General features: G+C 72.4%; 13 protein-coding genes. 9 read left to right on the top strand and 4 right to left on the bottom strand.

Annotated features, from left to right (window positions below; genetic code table 11):
- Window positions 1–91 precede the first annotated feature (91 nt).
- From ACIRNI_RS06525 to ACIRNI_RS06515, 3 genes are read right to left on the bottom strand one after another with little or no spacing between them, the layout of a single operon-like run.
- Window positions 92–1,231, bottom strand: coding sequence for a hypothetical protein (locus tag ACIRNI_RS06525; protein ID WP_403548898.1), 1,140 nt, complete (start codon window positions 1,229–1,231; stop codon window positions 92–94).
- 10 nt (window positions 1,232–1,241) lie between these two features.
- Complete coding sequence (locus tag ACIRNI_RS06520) at window positions 1,242–1,496, bottom strand: MoaD/ThiS family protein (protein WP_355365062.1); 255 nt, start codon at window positions 1,494–1,496, stop codon at window positions 1,242–1,244.
- Between the two features lie 51 nt (window positions 1,497–1,547).
- A complete protein-coding gene (locus ACIRNI_RS06515; protein WP_403548896.1) occupies window positions 1,548–2,363 on the bottom strand; it encodes an alpha/beta hydrolase in 816 nt (271 codons plus the stop codon).
- Window positions 2,364–2,584: 221 nt separating this feature from the next.
- Between ACIRNI_RS06515 and ACIRNI_RS06510 the strand changes: the two genes are divergently transcribed.
- The 5 genes from ACIRNI_RS06510 (at window position 2,585) to ACIRNI_RS06490 (ending at window position 7,693) form a co-directional block, all read left to right on the top strand.
- Window positions 2,585–3,370, top strand: coding sequence for a response regulator transcription factor (locus ACIRNI_RS06510; RefSeq protein WP_355365068.1), 786 nt, complete (start codon window positions 2,585–2,587; stop codon window positions 3,368–3,370).
- Between the two features lie 24 nt (window positions 3,371–3,394).
- On the top strand, window positions 3,395–4,423 hold the full coding sequence (locus ACIRNI_RS06505) for a LacI family DNA-binding transcriptional regulator (protein WP_355365072.1): 1,029 nt from the start codon (window positions 3,395–3,397) through the stop codon (window positions 4,421–4,423).
- A gap of 113 nt (window positions 4,424–4,536) precedes the next feature.
- Window positions 4,537–5,496, top strand: coding sequence for a S1C family serine protease (locus ACIRNI_RS06500; RefSeq protein WP_403548894.1), 960 nt, complete (start codon window positions 4,537–4,539; stop codon window positions 5,494–5,496).
- 38 nt (window positions 5,497–5,534) lie between these two features.
- Window positions 5,535–6,257, top strand: coding sequence for a response regulator transcription factor (locus ACIRNI_RS06495; RefSeq protein WP_403548892.1), 723 nt, complete (start codon window positions 5,535–5,537; stop codon window positions 6,255–6,257).
- Window positions 6,254–7,693 carry an ATP-binding protein gene (locus ACIRNI_RS06490; protein ID WP_403548890.1) on the top strand — a complete coding sequence of 480 codons (1,440 nt, stop codon included), beginning with the start codon at window positions 6,254–6,256 and terminating at the stop codon, window positions 7,691–7,693. The genes ACIRNI_RS06495 and ACIRNI_RS06490 overlap by 4 nt, the downstream gene beginning before the upstream one ends.
- 74 nt (window positions 7,694–7,767) lie before the next feature.
- On the opposite strand, the gene ACIRNI_RS06485 is transcribed toward ACIRNI_RS06490, so the two are convergent.
- Window positions 7,768–9,576: a bifunctional metallophosphatase/5'-nucleotidase gene (locus ACIRNI_RS06485; RefSeq protein WP_403548889.1), complete on the bottom strand. Its 1,809-nt coding sequence runs from the start codon at window positions 9,574–9,576 to the stop codon at window positions 7,768–7,770.
- 141 nt (window positions 9,577–9,717) lie between these two features.
- Between ACIRNI_RS06485 and mshD the strand changes: the two genes are divergently transcribed.
- The 4 genes from mshD (at window position 9,718) to ACIRNI_RS06465 (ending at window position 12,958) form a co-directional block, all read left to right on the top strand.
- Window positions 9,718–10,653, top strand: a complete 936-nt coding sequence (gene mshD / locus ACIRNI_RS06480) for a mycothiol synthase (RefSeq protein ID WP_403548887.1) — start codon at window positions 9,718–9,720, stop codon at window positions 10,651–10,653.
- Between the two features lie 117 nt (window positions 10,654–10,770).
- Window positions 10,771–11,157 carry a GntR family transcriptional regulator gene (locus tag ACIRNI_RS06475; RefSeq protein WP_403548885.1) on the top strand — a complete coding sequence of 129 codons (387 nt, stop codon included), beginning with the start codon at window positions 10,771–10,773 and terminating at the stop codon, window positions 11,155–11,157.
- Window positions 11,154–12,032: an ABC transporter ATP-binding protein gene (locus ACIRNI_RS06470; protein WP_403548883.1), complete on the top strand. Its 879-nt coding sequence runs from the start codon at window positions 11,154–11,156 to the stop codon at window positions 12,030–12,032. The genes ACIRNI_RS06475 and ACIRNI_RS06470 overlap by 4 nt, the downstream gene beginning before the upstream one ends.
- On the top strand, window positions 12,029–12,958 hold the full coding sequence (locus ACIRNI_RS06465) for an ABC transporter permease (protein WP_403548881.1): 930 nt from the start codon (window positions 12,029–12,031) through the stop codon (window positions 12,956–12,958). The genes ACIRNI_RS06470 and ACIRNI_RS06465 overlap by 4 nt, the downstream gene beginning before the upstream one ends.
- The last annotated feature ends 22 nt before the right edge of the window (window positions 12,959–12,980 follow it).

Genomic DNA, 12,980 nt, shown 5'->3' with positions numbered 1-12,980 from the left:
CCCCGTCACGTCATGATCGACGTACGGGATCGTTCATTGGTTCCCTCACGAAAAGCCACGGCCGTCAGCCGCAGCCGTCACACCAGCGCCGTCACACCAGCACGCGCCCCAGCAGGTACACGGCGGGCGCGGCGACCGCGAGCGGCAGCGCCACCCCGGCCGTCATGTGCACGAAGCGCGACGGATAGTCGTAGCTCGCCACCCGGTGGCCGATCAGCGCGCACACCCCGGCCCCGAGCCCCAGCAGCGCGCCTCCGAGCGGCCCGGCGCCGACCGGCCCCCCGGCCGCCGCCCCGGCTCCCGCGGCCGCCAGCAGGCCCCCGACGAGCGTCACGGCACCCGGCAGCGGCAGCGCGCGGACGAGCACCGCGGCCGCGGCCGCGAGGGCGCCCACGACCACCGCGTCCGGCGCGGCGGCGAGGTACCCGGCCGCGACGACGGCCAGCGCCGACGAGGCCACCGTGGCCATCAGCCCGTACTGCCGCTCGTCGGCGCCCGCGTGACTGCGCAGCTGGAGCACGAGCACCAGCAGCACCCACACCCCGAGAGTGCCGAGGATCGCGACGGGCGCGTGCTCCTCACCGGCGGCGAGCAGCGCGATGTCGGCGGTGACGCCGCCCGCGAAGGCGAGCGCGATGCCCTGCCGGGCCGGCCACATGCCGTTGAGCCGGAACCATCCGGCGGCCGTGACGGCCTGGAGCAGCACCAGCGGGACGAGGAGCCCGTACGGGGAGAGTGCGGCGCCCGCGGCGAGCAGGACGCCGAGCAGCGCCGTGAGCGCGGCCGGCTGGACGCCGGGCTCGATGATCGGCGAACGGCCCTCGGCGCGGGCGCGCTGGGCGGCGGTCATCTGGACGTTGCCCAGCGTGGTGGGCGCGCCGTACTCGGGGACCTCCGCCACGGCGGGGGCCGGTTCGGGCGCCACCGGGCGCAGCATCGTCGTCGGGGTGTCGTACGGCACCTCGGGCGGCAGCGGGTACGAGACCGGGGACTGGGCCTGGGGGTGGGCCGGAGGCTGGGCCTGGGCCGCCGCCTGCTGCTCCTGGACGCTCGGCTGGTAGTTCGTGTCCCAGGTCTGGCCCTGCCACGTCTGCGCGACGCCGGGCTCGGGCTCCTGGTGGCCGTAGGCCTGCTGCCCGTAGGTCTGCTGTCCGTACGCCTGCTGCTCGTACGACGGCCCGCCGTACGACGACTCGCCGTACGGCGGGTACTGCTGGTCGCTGCTGCTCATGGTGTGCGGTTCACCCTCCTGCGAACGGCGGGAGCACCTCGACCGTGCCGCCCTCGGCCAGCCGTACGGTCTCATGCGCCCGGGTCCCGACGGGGTCGCCGTCGACCAGGAAGGAACACCGCTGGAGCACGCGGGCGAGCTCGCCCGGGTGCCGCTCGCGCACGGCCTCCAGCGCCTCGGCCAGGGTCTCCGCGGCGTACGGCTCCTCGGCGGTCCCGGCGGCGGCCTTGGCCGCGGCCCAGTAGCGGATGGTCCCCGCTGCCATAGCGGCACTCCTCTCGTCGGCCTCATCGGCCTCGTCGGCATCCATGATGGGCTATGCCGCCGACAGCCAGTCCGCGAGCCGGGCGAGGAGGGCGTCGTCGGCCGCGTTCTCGGCATGGCCCATGCCCGGCTCCAGCCACAGCTCGGACGGTCCGGCCGCCGCCAGCATCCGCGGGTGGTCCAGCGGGAAGTACGGATCGCGGTCGCCGTGCACGATCAGCAGCGGCGCCGGCGCGATCAGCGGCACCGCCTCGACCGGCGGCATCGGCACCGGGTCCCAGTCGCGGTCGTGGATGCGGGTGCGCAGCCCGTAGCGGCCCACCAGGCGCCCGGCGGGCCGGGTCACCACCCAGTGCAGCCGGCGCATCGGAGCCGTACCCCGGTAGTACCAGCGCGCGGGAGCACTCACGGCGGCGACCGCGTCCGCGCGCGCCCTCGGGTCGTCCCGGTACAGCGCGCCATGCCGCAGCACCACCGAGCCGCCCATGGAGAAGCCGACCGTCACCACGCGCGTGTACCCAAGATCCCGGGCCCAGCTCACGGCGGCGGCCAGGTCCAGCACCTCGCGGTCGCCGACCGTCGAGCGGCCGCCGGAGCGGCCGTGCCCGCGGAAGGAGAAGGTCACCACCGCCGCGCGCCGCCGGAACGCCTGGGCCGCCCGCCGGACGGCCGGCCGGTCCACCGAGCCGGTGAAGCCGTGGGCGACAACGATGGCCGTGTCCGCAACACTGTCCCTATGGCCCATATGCGGCTCGTGTACCGCTTCGATACGGATCCCGTCAGGGGTACGGAGGGTGGCGCGCAGAAGTCCAGGAGTGACCGAGGAAACATCCGCGATGTGAAACGCGCCCTCTGCCTCGGATCCCATGTCGGCTATTGTGCTGGGAAGAGGATCCGGGCGAAGCAGCCCCCGGGTCCTTTTGTGTTTCGCCACCGTTGTTACAGGCGGATGAACAAAGGCTCTCTGGGCGCGGGAGTCGACAGCAGTGCCACAGGACGTCCTCGCAGGGACCGAGGAGGAACCGACGTTATGGGCGAGCGAACCGTGCACGACCGAGGAACGACGACCCGGGCAGGTGGGGCGTCGCGATGAGCTCTCTGCTGCTCCTGACCAATGCCCTCCAGCCGTCCACGGAGGTGCTCCCCGCCCTCGGACTGCTGCTGCACAACGTGCGCGTGGCGCCCGCCGAGGGCCCCGCACTCGTCGACACCCCCGGTGCCGACGTGATCCTCGTCGACGGCCGCCGCGACCTGCCGCAGGTGCGGTCGCTGTGTCAGCTCCTGCGCTCCACCGGGCCCGGCTGCCCGCTGATCCTGGTCGTCACGGAGGGCGGACTGGCCGCCGTCACCGCCGACTGGGGCATCGACGACGTCCTGCTGGACACGGCGGGCCCCGCCGAGGTCGAGGCGCGGCTGCGCCTCGCGATGGGCCGCCAGCAGATCACCGCCGACGACTCCCCGATGGAGATCCGCAACGGCGACCTGTCGGTCGACGAGGCGACGTACAGCGCGAAGCTGAAGGGGCGGGTCCTGGACCTGACCTTCAAGGAGTTCGAGCTGCTGAAGTACCTCGCCCAGCACCCGGGCCGGGTCTTCACCCGTGCCCAGCTGCTGCAGGAGGTCTGGGGCTACGACTACTTCGGCGGTACGCGGACGGTGGACGTCCACGTCCGGCGGCTGCGCGCCAAGCTGGGGCCCGAGCACGAGTCGCTCATCGGAACCGTCCGGAACGTCGGCTACCGGTTCGTCACCCCGGAGAAGGTGGAGCGCGCGGCCGACGAAGCCCGTACGAAGGAGGCCAAAAAGGCCGCCGTCACCCGTACGGCCGACACCGAAGAGGTCGAGGAAGCGGCCGTACGACCTGCCCAGAGGTAGGTCACCCCGCGTAGACTGCGGCGCGTGGCCAAGGTGACGCGGGACGACGTGGCACGACTTGCGGGTACTTCGACCGCGGTCGTGAGCTACGTCATCAACAACGGACCCCGGCCGGTCGCCCCGGCCACGCGCGAGCGGGTACTCGCAGCGATCAAGGAGCTGGGCTACCGGCCCGACCGGGTCGCCCAGGCCATGGCGTCGCGGCGCACGGACCTCATAGGCATGATCGTCCCCGACGCCCGGCAGCCGTTCTTCGCGGAGATGGCGCACGCGGTCGAACGGGCAGCCGCCGACCGCGGCAAGATGGTCCTCGTCGGCAACTCCGACTACCGCGACGAGCGCGAGCTCCACTACCTGCGGGCCTTCCTCGGCATGCGGGTCGCCGGCCTCATCCTGGTCAGCCAGGGCCCCAGCCAGCGCGCCGCGCAGGAGATCGAGGCGTGGGACGCCCGCGTGGTGCTGCTGCACGAGCGGCCCGAGGCCATCGACGACGTCGCGGTCGTCACGGACGACATCGGCGGCGCCCAGCTCGCCGTCCGCCACCTGCTGGAGCACGGCCACGCGTACGTCGCCTGCCTCGGCGGCGTCGAGTCGACCCCGGCGGTCGGCGACCCGGTGGCCGACCACGAGGAGGGCTGGCGCCGCGCGATGCTGGAGTCCGGCCGCTCGGTGGAGGGCCGGCTGTTCCAGGCCGCGTACAACCGCTACGACGCGTACCAGGTCGCCCTGAAGATCCTTTCCGGCCCGGACCGGCCCCCGGCGATCTTCTGCTCCACCGACGACCAGGCCATCGGCGTCCTGCGCGCCGCCCGCGAGCTGCGCCTCGACGTCCCGGGCGACCTCGCGGTCGCGGGCTTCGACAACGTGAAGGAGGCCGCCCTGACGGACCCGCCCCTGACGACGGTCTCCTCCGACCGTCCGGCGATGGCCCGCGCGGCGGTGGACCTGGTCCTCGACGACGGCCTCAGGGTGGCGGGCTCGCGCCGGGAGCGGGTGAAGCAGTTCCCGTCGGCGCTGATCGTGCGCCGGTCGTGCGGGTGCGACGGGGAGTAGGCGGCGGCGCAGAGGCGCTCCGCGCGGCTCTTTATATGCGGCATACGGGAATCTGTCCGGACTCTTAGGGCGTCCTCAGCGTCCTCTCATGTACGGCATCGAGAGTCGTATGCATGACGGACTACTCGCAAGGTGACCAGCAGCAGACTTCCCCGTCGTATCCGCCGCCGCCGGCGTACGCGCCACCCGGGTACGCGCCCGCGCCGCCGCGGCGCGAGCGGGCCCGGCGGCCCGTCGCGCTCATCGTCGCCGTCGCCATCGCGGCCGCAGGGATAGGGGGCGGGGCGTCGGCGCTGGTGCAGCAGGTGAGCCGGGGCGGTGAGGGCGCGGGGAGCGCGGTCAACGGGACCAGCGTGGCGCAGTCCAGCAAGAACACCGTCGCCGGGGTCGCGCAGGCAGTGTCGCCGAGCATCGTCGAGATCAAGGCCGCGTCCACGGCCGGGCGGTCCACCGGGTCGGGGGTGATCATGACCGGCGACGGCGAGATCGTCACCAACAACCACGTGATCTCCGGCGCCTCCGAGATCACGGTCCGGCTCAACGACGGCAAGACGTACGCCGCCGAGGTCGTCGGCACCGACCCCGGCAAGGACCTCGCGCTGGTCAAACTCAAGGGCGCCTCCGGGCTGAAGCCCGCCACGCTCGGCGACTCCGGCAAGGTGCGCGTCGGGGACCAGGTCGTCGCGATCGGCTCGCCCGAGGGGCTGACCGGCACCGTCACCAGCGGGATCGTCTCCGCGCTCGACCGCGATGTGACGGTCTCCAAGGAGGAGGACCAGCAGCCGCAGGCCCCGGGCCAGGGGTGGCCGTTCGAGTTCGGCGGGCGGGAGTTCAACGGCGACACGGGCCAGTCGAAGACGACGTACAAGGCCATCCAGACAGACGCCTCCCTCAACCCCGGCAACTCCGGCGGCGCGCTGATCAACATGAACGGCGAGGTCATCGGCATCAACTCCGCCATGTACTCGCCGAGCGCCGCCACCGGCTCCACCGCCGGCAGCGTGGGCCTCGGTTTCGCCATACCCGTCAACACCGTCAAGGCCGACCTCGACGAGCTCCGCGACGGCTCCTGAACGCGTGCGAGGCTGACCCCGTGAACCTCATGAACCCCGTGAACGGACCCGCTGACGCCGAGCGCATCCTGATCGTCGACGACGAGCCCGCCGTCCGCGAGGCGCTCCAGCGCAGCCTCGCCTTCGAGGGGTACGGCACCGAGGTCGCCGTCGACGGCGTCGACGCGCTCGCGAAGATCGAGGCGTACGCACCCGATCTGTTGGTCCTCGACATCCAGATGCCCCGCATGGACGGCCTGACCGCCGCGCGCCGCATCCGCGCCACCCGGTCGACCGTGCCGATCCTGATGCTGACGGCCCGGGACACGGTCGGCGACCGCGTCACCGGACTCGACGCGGGCGCGGACGACTACCTGGTCAAGCCGTTCGAGCTGGACGAGCTCTTCGCGCGGATCCGCGCGCTGCTGCGGCGCAGCTCGTACGCCCGGACCGTGGGCGAGCAGCCAGAAGCAGAGGTGCTGAGCTTCGCGGACCTGCGGATGGACCTGGCGACGCGCGAGGTGACGCGGGGCGGGCGGCGCGTGGAGCTGACCCGCACCGAGTTCACGCTCCTGGAGATGTTCCTGTCGCATCCGCGCCAGGTGCTGACGCGGGAGCAGATCCTTAAGGCGGTGTGGGGCTTCGACTTCGAGCCGAGCTCCAACTCCCTGGACGTGTACGTGATGTACCTGCGGCGCAAGACCGAGGCGGCGGGCGAGCCGCGCCTGGTGCACACCGTGCGGGGCGTGGGCTACGTGCTGCGCACGGGGGGCGACGGATGAGGGGCCCACTGCGACGCTTCCACGCGCTGCCGCTGCGCTCGCGCCTCGCCCTGCTGACGGCGGTCGCGGTCGCGGTGGCGGTGGCCGCGGTGGCGGTGACGTCGTGGTTCATGGTGCGGGGCGCGCTGCTGGGCTCGCTGGACGAGGCGCTGCGGGACAAACGGGTCGACCCCGGCGCCGTCCTCAGGCAGGTGAGGGCGGGCAACTGCCGGGCTCCGGGCACCGCCCCGCCGGACCTCCCCAACCAGGACCTGTTCAAGCAGACCATCCAGGTCATCGACGCCAAGGGCAACAGCTGCGTCCTCACCGGCCAGCAGTCCGTCACCGTCACGTCCGCCGACATCGCGGTCGCCGAGAGCCGGGCTGAGGAGACCGCGCACAACGCCAAGGCGTCCGACGGCTCCGAGTACCGCGTGCTCACCTATCCGCTGGCCGGCTACTCCGGTGCCGTGTCCGTGGCCCGCCCCCTCAACGAAGTGGAGGACGCGCTCGATGATCTGACGCTCGTCCTCGCCCTGCTCGCCGGGGTCGGGGCGGTCGGCGCGGGCGCCGCCGGACTGTGGGTGGCCCGCACCGGGCTCAAGCCCGTCGACCGGCTCACGGGGGCGGTCGAGCACGTGGCGCGGACCGAGGACCTGACGGTACGCATCCCCGTCGAGGGCGAGGACGAGATCGCCCGCCTGTCGCGGTCGTTCAACGCGATGACGGCCGCGCTCGCCTCCTCCCGCGACCGGCAGGCCCAGCTGATCGCCGACGCCGGGCACGAGTTGCGCACGCCGCTGACCTCGCTGCGCACCAACATCGAGCTGCTGGCGCGCAGTGACGAAACCGGCCGGGCGATCCCGCCCGAGGACCGGCGGGCCCTGATGGCGTCGGTCAAGGCGCAGATGACGGAGCTGGCGGCGCTCATCGGCGACCTCCAGGAGCTGTCCCGGCCGGACGCGACCGGACCGGGCGGCCGGCTGGAGGTGGTGGCGCTGCACGACATCCTGGACACGGCGATCCAGCGGGCGCGGCTGCGCGGCCCCGAGCTGACGATCACCGCCGAGGACGTCCGCCCCTGGTACGTACGGGCCGAACCGGCCGGCCTGGAGCGCGCGCTGGTCAACGTCCTCGACAACGCGGTGAAGTTCTCGCCGCCGGGCGGGACGATCGAAGTGTCCCTGGTGGACGGCGAGCTGACGGTACGGGACCACGGGCCGGGCATCCCCACCGAGGAGCTCCCGCACGTTTTCGAGCGCTTCTGGCGCTCCCCGTCGGCCCGCAGCCTGCCGGGCTCCGGGCTCGGCCTGTCGATCGTCGCCCGCACCGTGAGCCGGGCGGGCGGCGAGGTGCGGCTGATCCCGGTGGGCGCGCGGGAGGGCAGCGGCACCCGCGCGGTGATCCGCCTGCCGGGCGCGCCGACGCCACCCCCGGCGGCCGCCCCCCACATATGAGCGGGGCGGCCGGACCTCGATGGTCCCGGCCGCCCCGCCCCGTGCTCGTACGCGTACCCGCTACGCGACGCCCGCTACTTGACGACCGTGATGCGGTCGGCCGCCGGGGGCGCGATCGGGTTCGACGGCGAGGAGTTCGCCGCCAGGTAGGCGTTCAGCATGTCCAGGTCGGACGCGCCCACCAGCTTGTTCTTGCCCTGGCCGAGCGCCGGGAAGCCGTCGCCGCCGCCCGCGAGGAACTCGTTCATCGCGACGCGGTACGTCTTCGCCGGGTCGATCGGCTCACCGTTCAGCTTCACCGAGGCGGCGTCGACACGGGCCGCGCCCGTCTTCGTCAGGTCGAGGGTGTACGTGAAGCCCTTCGACACCTGGAGGATCTTCGGCGAGGCCTCGTTGGAGCCGCTGACCTGCTGCTGGAGACCCGCAATGAGCTGGGCGCCGGTCAGGTCGACGACGTTCATCATGTTGGTGAACGGCTGCACGGTGAACGCCTCGCCGTACGTCACCACCCCGTCGCCCTCGGCGCCGGACGCCTTGAACACCAGGTCCGAGCGGATACCGCCCGGGTTCATCAGCGCGATCTGCGCGCCGCCCTTGTCGGCGGGGGCGAGCCCGGCGAGCTGCGCGTCGGCGATCAGGTCGCCGAGCGGCTTCTCGTACGCCGTGGAGCCGCGGCCGTTGATGTCGGCGGAGATGTAGCCCTGCGGCTTGTTGGCGATGGGTGCGGCGAGCGCGTTCCACCGCTCGATCAGCGAGGTCATGTCGGCGGCCTTCGCCACGTCGCGCGAGACGACGCGGTTGGCCGACTTCACCGCCGTACGGACGATGTCCTTGGTCTTCCGGTCGTACGTCAGCGTCGTGTCCGTGTAGAGCTTGCCGTACGAGGACGCCGACGTGACCATGCGCGGCTTGCCGCTCGGGTCCGGGATCGTGCAGACGTACGCCTGGTGCGTGTGGCCGGTGACCAGGGCGTCGACCTGCGGGCTCAGCCTCTTCGCGATGTCGACGACCGGCCCGGAGATCCCGTCGCCCGCACCCGGGCTGTCGCAGTCGTAGTTGTACGAGGTCGAGGCCGGGGCGCCGCCTTCGTGGACGAGGGCGACGATCGACTTGACGCCCTTGCGCTCCAGGACCTTGGTGTACTTGTTGATCGTCTCGACCTCGTCACCGAACTTCAGGCCCTTGACGCCCTCGGCGGTGACGATGTTCGGGGTGCCCTCCAGGGTCACGCCGATGAAGCCGATCTTGACGCCCTTGCGCTCCCAGATGAAGTACGGGTCGAGGATCGGCTTGCCGGTCTTCTCGTCCGTCACGTTGGCGGCGAGGTAAGGGAAGTTCGCGCCGGGGAAGGTCTTGCCGTCCTCGTAGCAGCCGCCGGTGGGGTGGCAGCCGCCGTTCTGCATCCGGGCGAGCTCCTTGGCCCCCTCGTCGAACTCGTGGTTGCCGACGGACGTCACATCGAGCTTGAGCTTGTTCAGCGCCTCGATGGTGGGCTCGTCGTGGAAGAGGCCCGACATCAGCGGCGAGGCGCCGATCATGTCGCCAGCGGCGGCGGTGATGGAGTACGGGTGGCCCTGGCGCGCGGTGCGCAGGTGGGTGGCGAGGTACTCGACGCCGCCCGCCTTGATCTTCTCGACCCGGCCGTCCGCGTGCGTGTGGCTGACCTCGCCGGAGGATCCGGCCGGGGGCTCCAGATTGCCGTGCAGGTCGTTGAAGGAGAGCAGCTGTACGTCGACGGTGCGGCCGGAGTGGTGCCCGGCGGCCTGCACCCGGTCGTCGGCGCCCGCCGGCAGGGCTGCGACCACGGCTCCGACGGTCGCCAGTCCGGCGGCGGTGGCGAGTATCCGCGTGACCGCGCGCTGCTTCTTGTGTGTCGCTGACATCTGTCCCCTCTGGGTACGACAAGGCGTGTGGACGGGTAGGGCCCAGCGCAGCCTAGAGTCAACGCGCGTAGCGCAACAGGGGGGAGCGGGTTACGAGCTGGTTGCCTTCCTCCGAAAGGCCCTCGCCGTAGGCTCATACGCATGACGACTGACGCCCCCGTACCCGGCATTGAGCCCGGTCGACGTATCGACACCCTCGACGAGCTCACCCCCGCGCAGGCCCAGGACGTCCTCGACCTGCTCGCCGAGGCCGCCCGCATCGACGGGATGCAGGCCGTCTCCGAGCAGGGGCGGCTCCAGCTGCGCCACGGGCGGCGCGAGGGGGTCTCGCACCTGCTGCTCACCGTCAGCGGCGAGCTCGTGGGGTACGCCCAGCTGGAGGACACCGACCCGGTCGAGGCGCCCGCCGCCGAGCTCGTCGTCCACCCCGCGCACCGCGGCCGTGGCCACGGCCGGGCGCTCGGCGCCGCGCTGCTCGCCGCCTCGGGCAAGCGGCTGCGCGTGTGGGCGCACGGCGGCAAGTCGGCCGCCCGCCACCTCTCCCAGGTCCTCGGGCTGACGCTCTTCCGCGAGCTGCGCCAGATGCGCCGGCCGCTCGCGCCGCTGGACATCCCCGAGCCGGAGCTGCCACCGGGCATCACCGTGCGCACCTTCGTACCGGGGCAGGACGACGCGGCCTGGCTCGCGGTGAACGCGGCCGCGTTCGCGCACCACCCGGAGCAGGGATCGATGACGCAGCGGGACCTGGACGACCGCAAGGCGGAGCCATGGTTCGACCCGAAGGGCTTCTTCCTCGCCGTACGGGAAGCGGACGGCGAGCTGGTGGGCTTCCACTGGACGAAGACGCACGCCGAGGAGCGACTGGGTGAGGTGTACGTCCTCGGCATCAGCCCGCAGGCGCAGGGCGGCGGCCTCGGCAAGGCGCTGACGGCGATCGGCCTGCGGCACCTGGCGGCGCAGGGGCTGCCGACGGCGATGCTGTACGTGGACGCGGACAACACGGCGGCGGTGCGGGTGTACGAGCGGATGGGGTTCGCGACGCACGAGGTGGACCTGATGTACCGCTCGGAGACCTGATGTGACGTGACGCGTCGTAAGAAGGCGTAACAGCGCTCGGAGGGCGAGGTGTTGACACCTCGCCCTCTCTTGCACCACCCTTTCACTACTTGATTAGTGAAAGGGTGGTGCAAGGACGTGGTCGCGTACCGCATCGACCGGCGCAGCGGCGTCGCCACCTACCTCCAGATCGTCCAGCAGACCAAACAGGCCCTGCGCCTGGGACTCCTGGAGCCCGGCGACAAGCTGCCCACCGCGCGCGAGGTCGTCGAGGCCACCGCCATCAACCCGAACACGGTGCTCAAGGCCTACCGCGAACTGGAGCGCGAGGGCCTGGTCGAGGCCCGCCGCGGCCTCGGCACCTTCGTACGGAAGACGCTCGGCAGCACCTCCGCCGACTCCCCGCTCCGCGACGAGCTGGCCGCCTGGGCCGCCCGCGCCCGTGCGGCCGGGCTGGAGCGGGACGACGTGGCGGCGCTCTTCGGCTCCGTACTCGAACAGACTTACGAGGGGGACGACTCATGACCAGCGCCTTGGTGGCCCACGGCCTCACCAAACGGTACGGACGGCGCACACCCGCCCTGGACGACTGCTCCTTCCGCCTCCCGGAGAGCCGGATCTGCGCGCTCGTCGGCCCTAACGGCGCCGGCAAGTCCACGCTCCTCGCCCTCGCCGCAGGGCTGATGCGGCCGACCGCCGGCACCCTCCGCGTCCTGGGCACCGACCCGGCCTCCGCCCGCCGCCGGGTGGCGTACGTCGCCCAGGACAAGCCGCTGTACCCGCAGCTCACCCTCGCCGACACCCTCCGCATGGGCGCGGAGCTCAACCCCGGCCGCTGGGACGCCGAAGCCGCCGAGGCCGCCGTCGGAGACCTGGACCGCGCCGCCCGCATCCGCAGCCTCTCCGGCGGCCAGCGCACCCGCGTGGCGCTCGCCCTCGCACTCGGCAAGCGCGCCGAACTGATGCTGCTCGACGAGCCGATGGCCGACCTCGACCCCCTCGCGCGCCACCAGCTCATGGGCACGCTCATGGCGGACGCGGCCGAGCGCGGCACGACGGTCGTGATGTCGTCGCACATCCTCGGCGAACTGGAGGGCGCCTGCGACTACCTGTTCCTGGTCGACGGCGGCCGGGTCCGCCTCGGCGGCGGCATCGACGACATCCTCGCCGCCCACACGCTGGTCACGGGCCCGGTCGGCGACCTCGCCCCGCACACGGTCATCGAGTCCCGTACGACCGGCCGCCAGCTCACCGCGCTCGTCCGCCGGGAAGGCCCGGTCGACGACCGCTCCTGGCAGACCATGGAACCCACCCTGGAGGAACTGTTGCTGGGCCATCTCCGCTCCCCCGACGCCCCGTCCCTGCTCCTGCCGACGGCTGACCGGACGGTGGCGGCATGAGCTCCTCCCTGGTGAGCGGCCCGCGCCGGGTCGTGGTGCGCCAGCACCGGCGCGCGCTGTGGACGGCGGGCGGCCTGGTGGTCCTGGCCGTGGCGGTGGCGACCGGACTGCGCTGGTGGTCACACGCCGTGCCGCACCGGATCTTCAACGGTCAGATGAGCCCGCTGGGGATCCTGAGCCTGGTGATGGACGGCGCCTCGACCTTCCTCCTGCTCGTCCCGATCCTCATCGGCGTCTTCGTGGCGGGCCCGATGATCGCCCGCGAGCTGGAGAGTGGTACGTACAAGGTCGCCTGGACCCAGTCGGTGGCACCGTCCCGCTGGCTCACGTCGAAGCTGATGGTGGCGGCCGTCCTGGCGGCGGCCACGTCGGCCGTGCTGATCGCGGCCTTCCGGTTCGGCTGGACGCCGATCAGGGGCAGCTACAACCTCAGCTGGCCCGACCGGGGCGTGTACGAGGCGACGGGCCCGGTCCTCGCCGCGTACAGCCTGCTCGGCGTCGCCGTCGCGGCCGTGGTCGGCCAGCTGGTGCGCCGTACCGTGCCCGCCATGGCCGTCACGGGAGTCGTCACCGGCACGGTGTTGTTGGCGCTCGGCTCGCTGCGGTGGGACGTGTGGCCTTCGTTGACGCTGAGCGGGCCGGGCACCGACAAGCTCACCGGCATGCAGGCCCTCCCCCGGGACGCCTTCCTGCTCGAGTCCGGATACGTCACCGCGCACGGCCGACTCCCGTACGACGCGTGCTGGCGGGCAACCGGCGGCCTGGACGACTGCCCCGCGAGCCTCGGTATCACCGGCTGGTACGCCGAATACCACCCCGCCTCGCACTTCTGGCCCGTCCAGCTCGTCGAGACCGGCATCGTCCTCGCCCTCGCGGCCCTGGCCGCGTACGCCGCCTTCCGCGTCCTGCGCCGCCACCACGCGTAACCACCGGACCGGGGGCGGACGG

Source organism: Streptomyces sp. NPDC093546 (assembly GCF_044765045.1).
Lineage (GTDB): Bacteria > Actinomycetota > Actinomycetes > Streptomycetales > Streptomycetaceae > Streptomyces.
The sequence above is the reverse complement of the archived record's forward strand: the minus strand, read 5'-3'. Positions and strand labels throughout refer to the sequence as shown.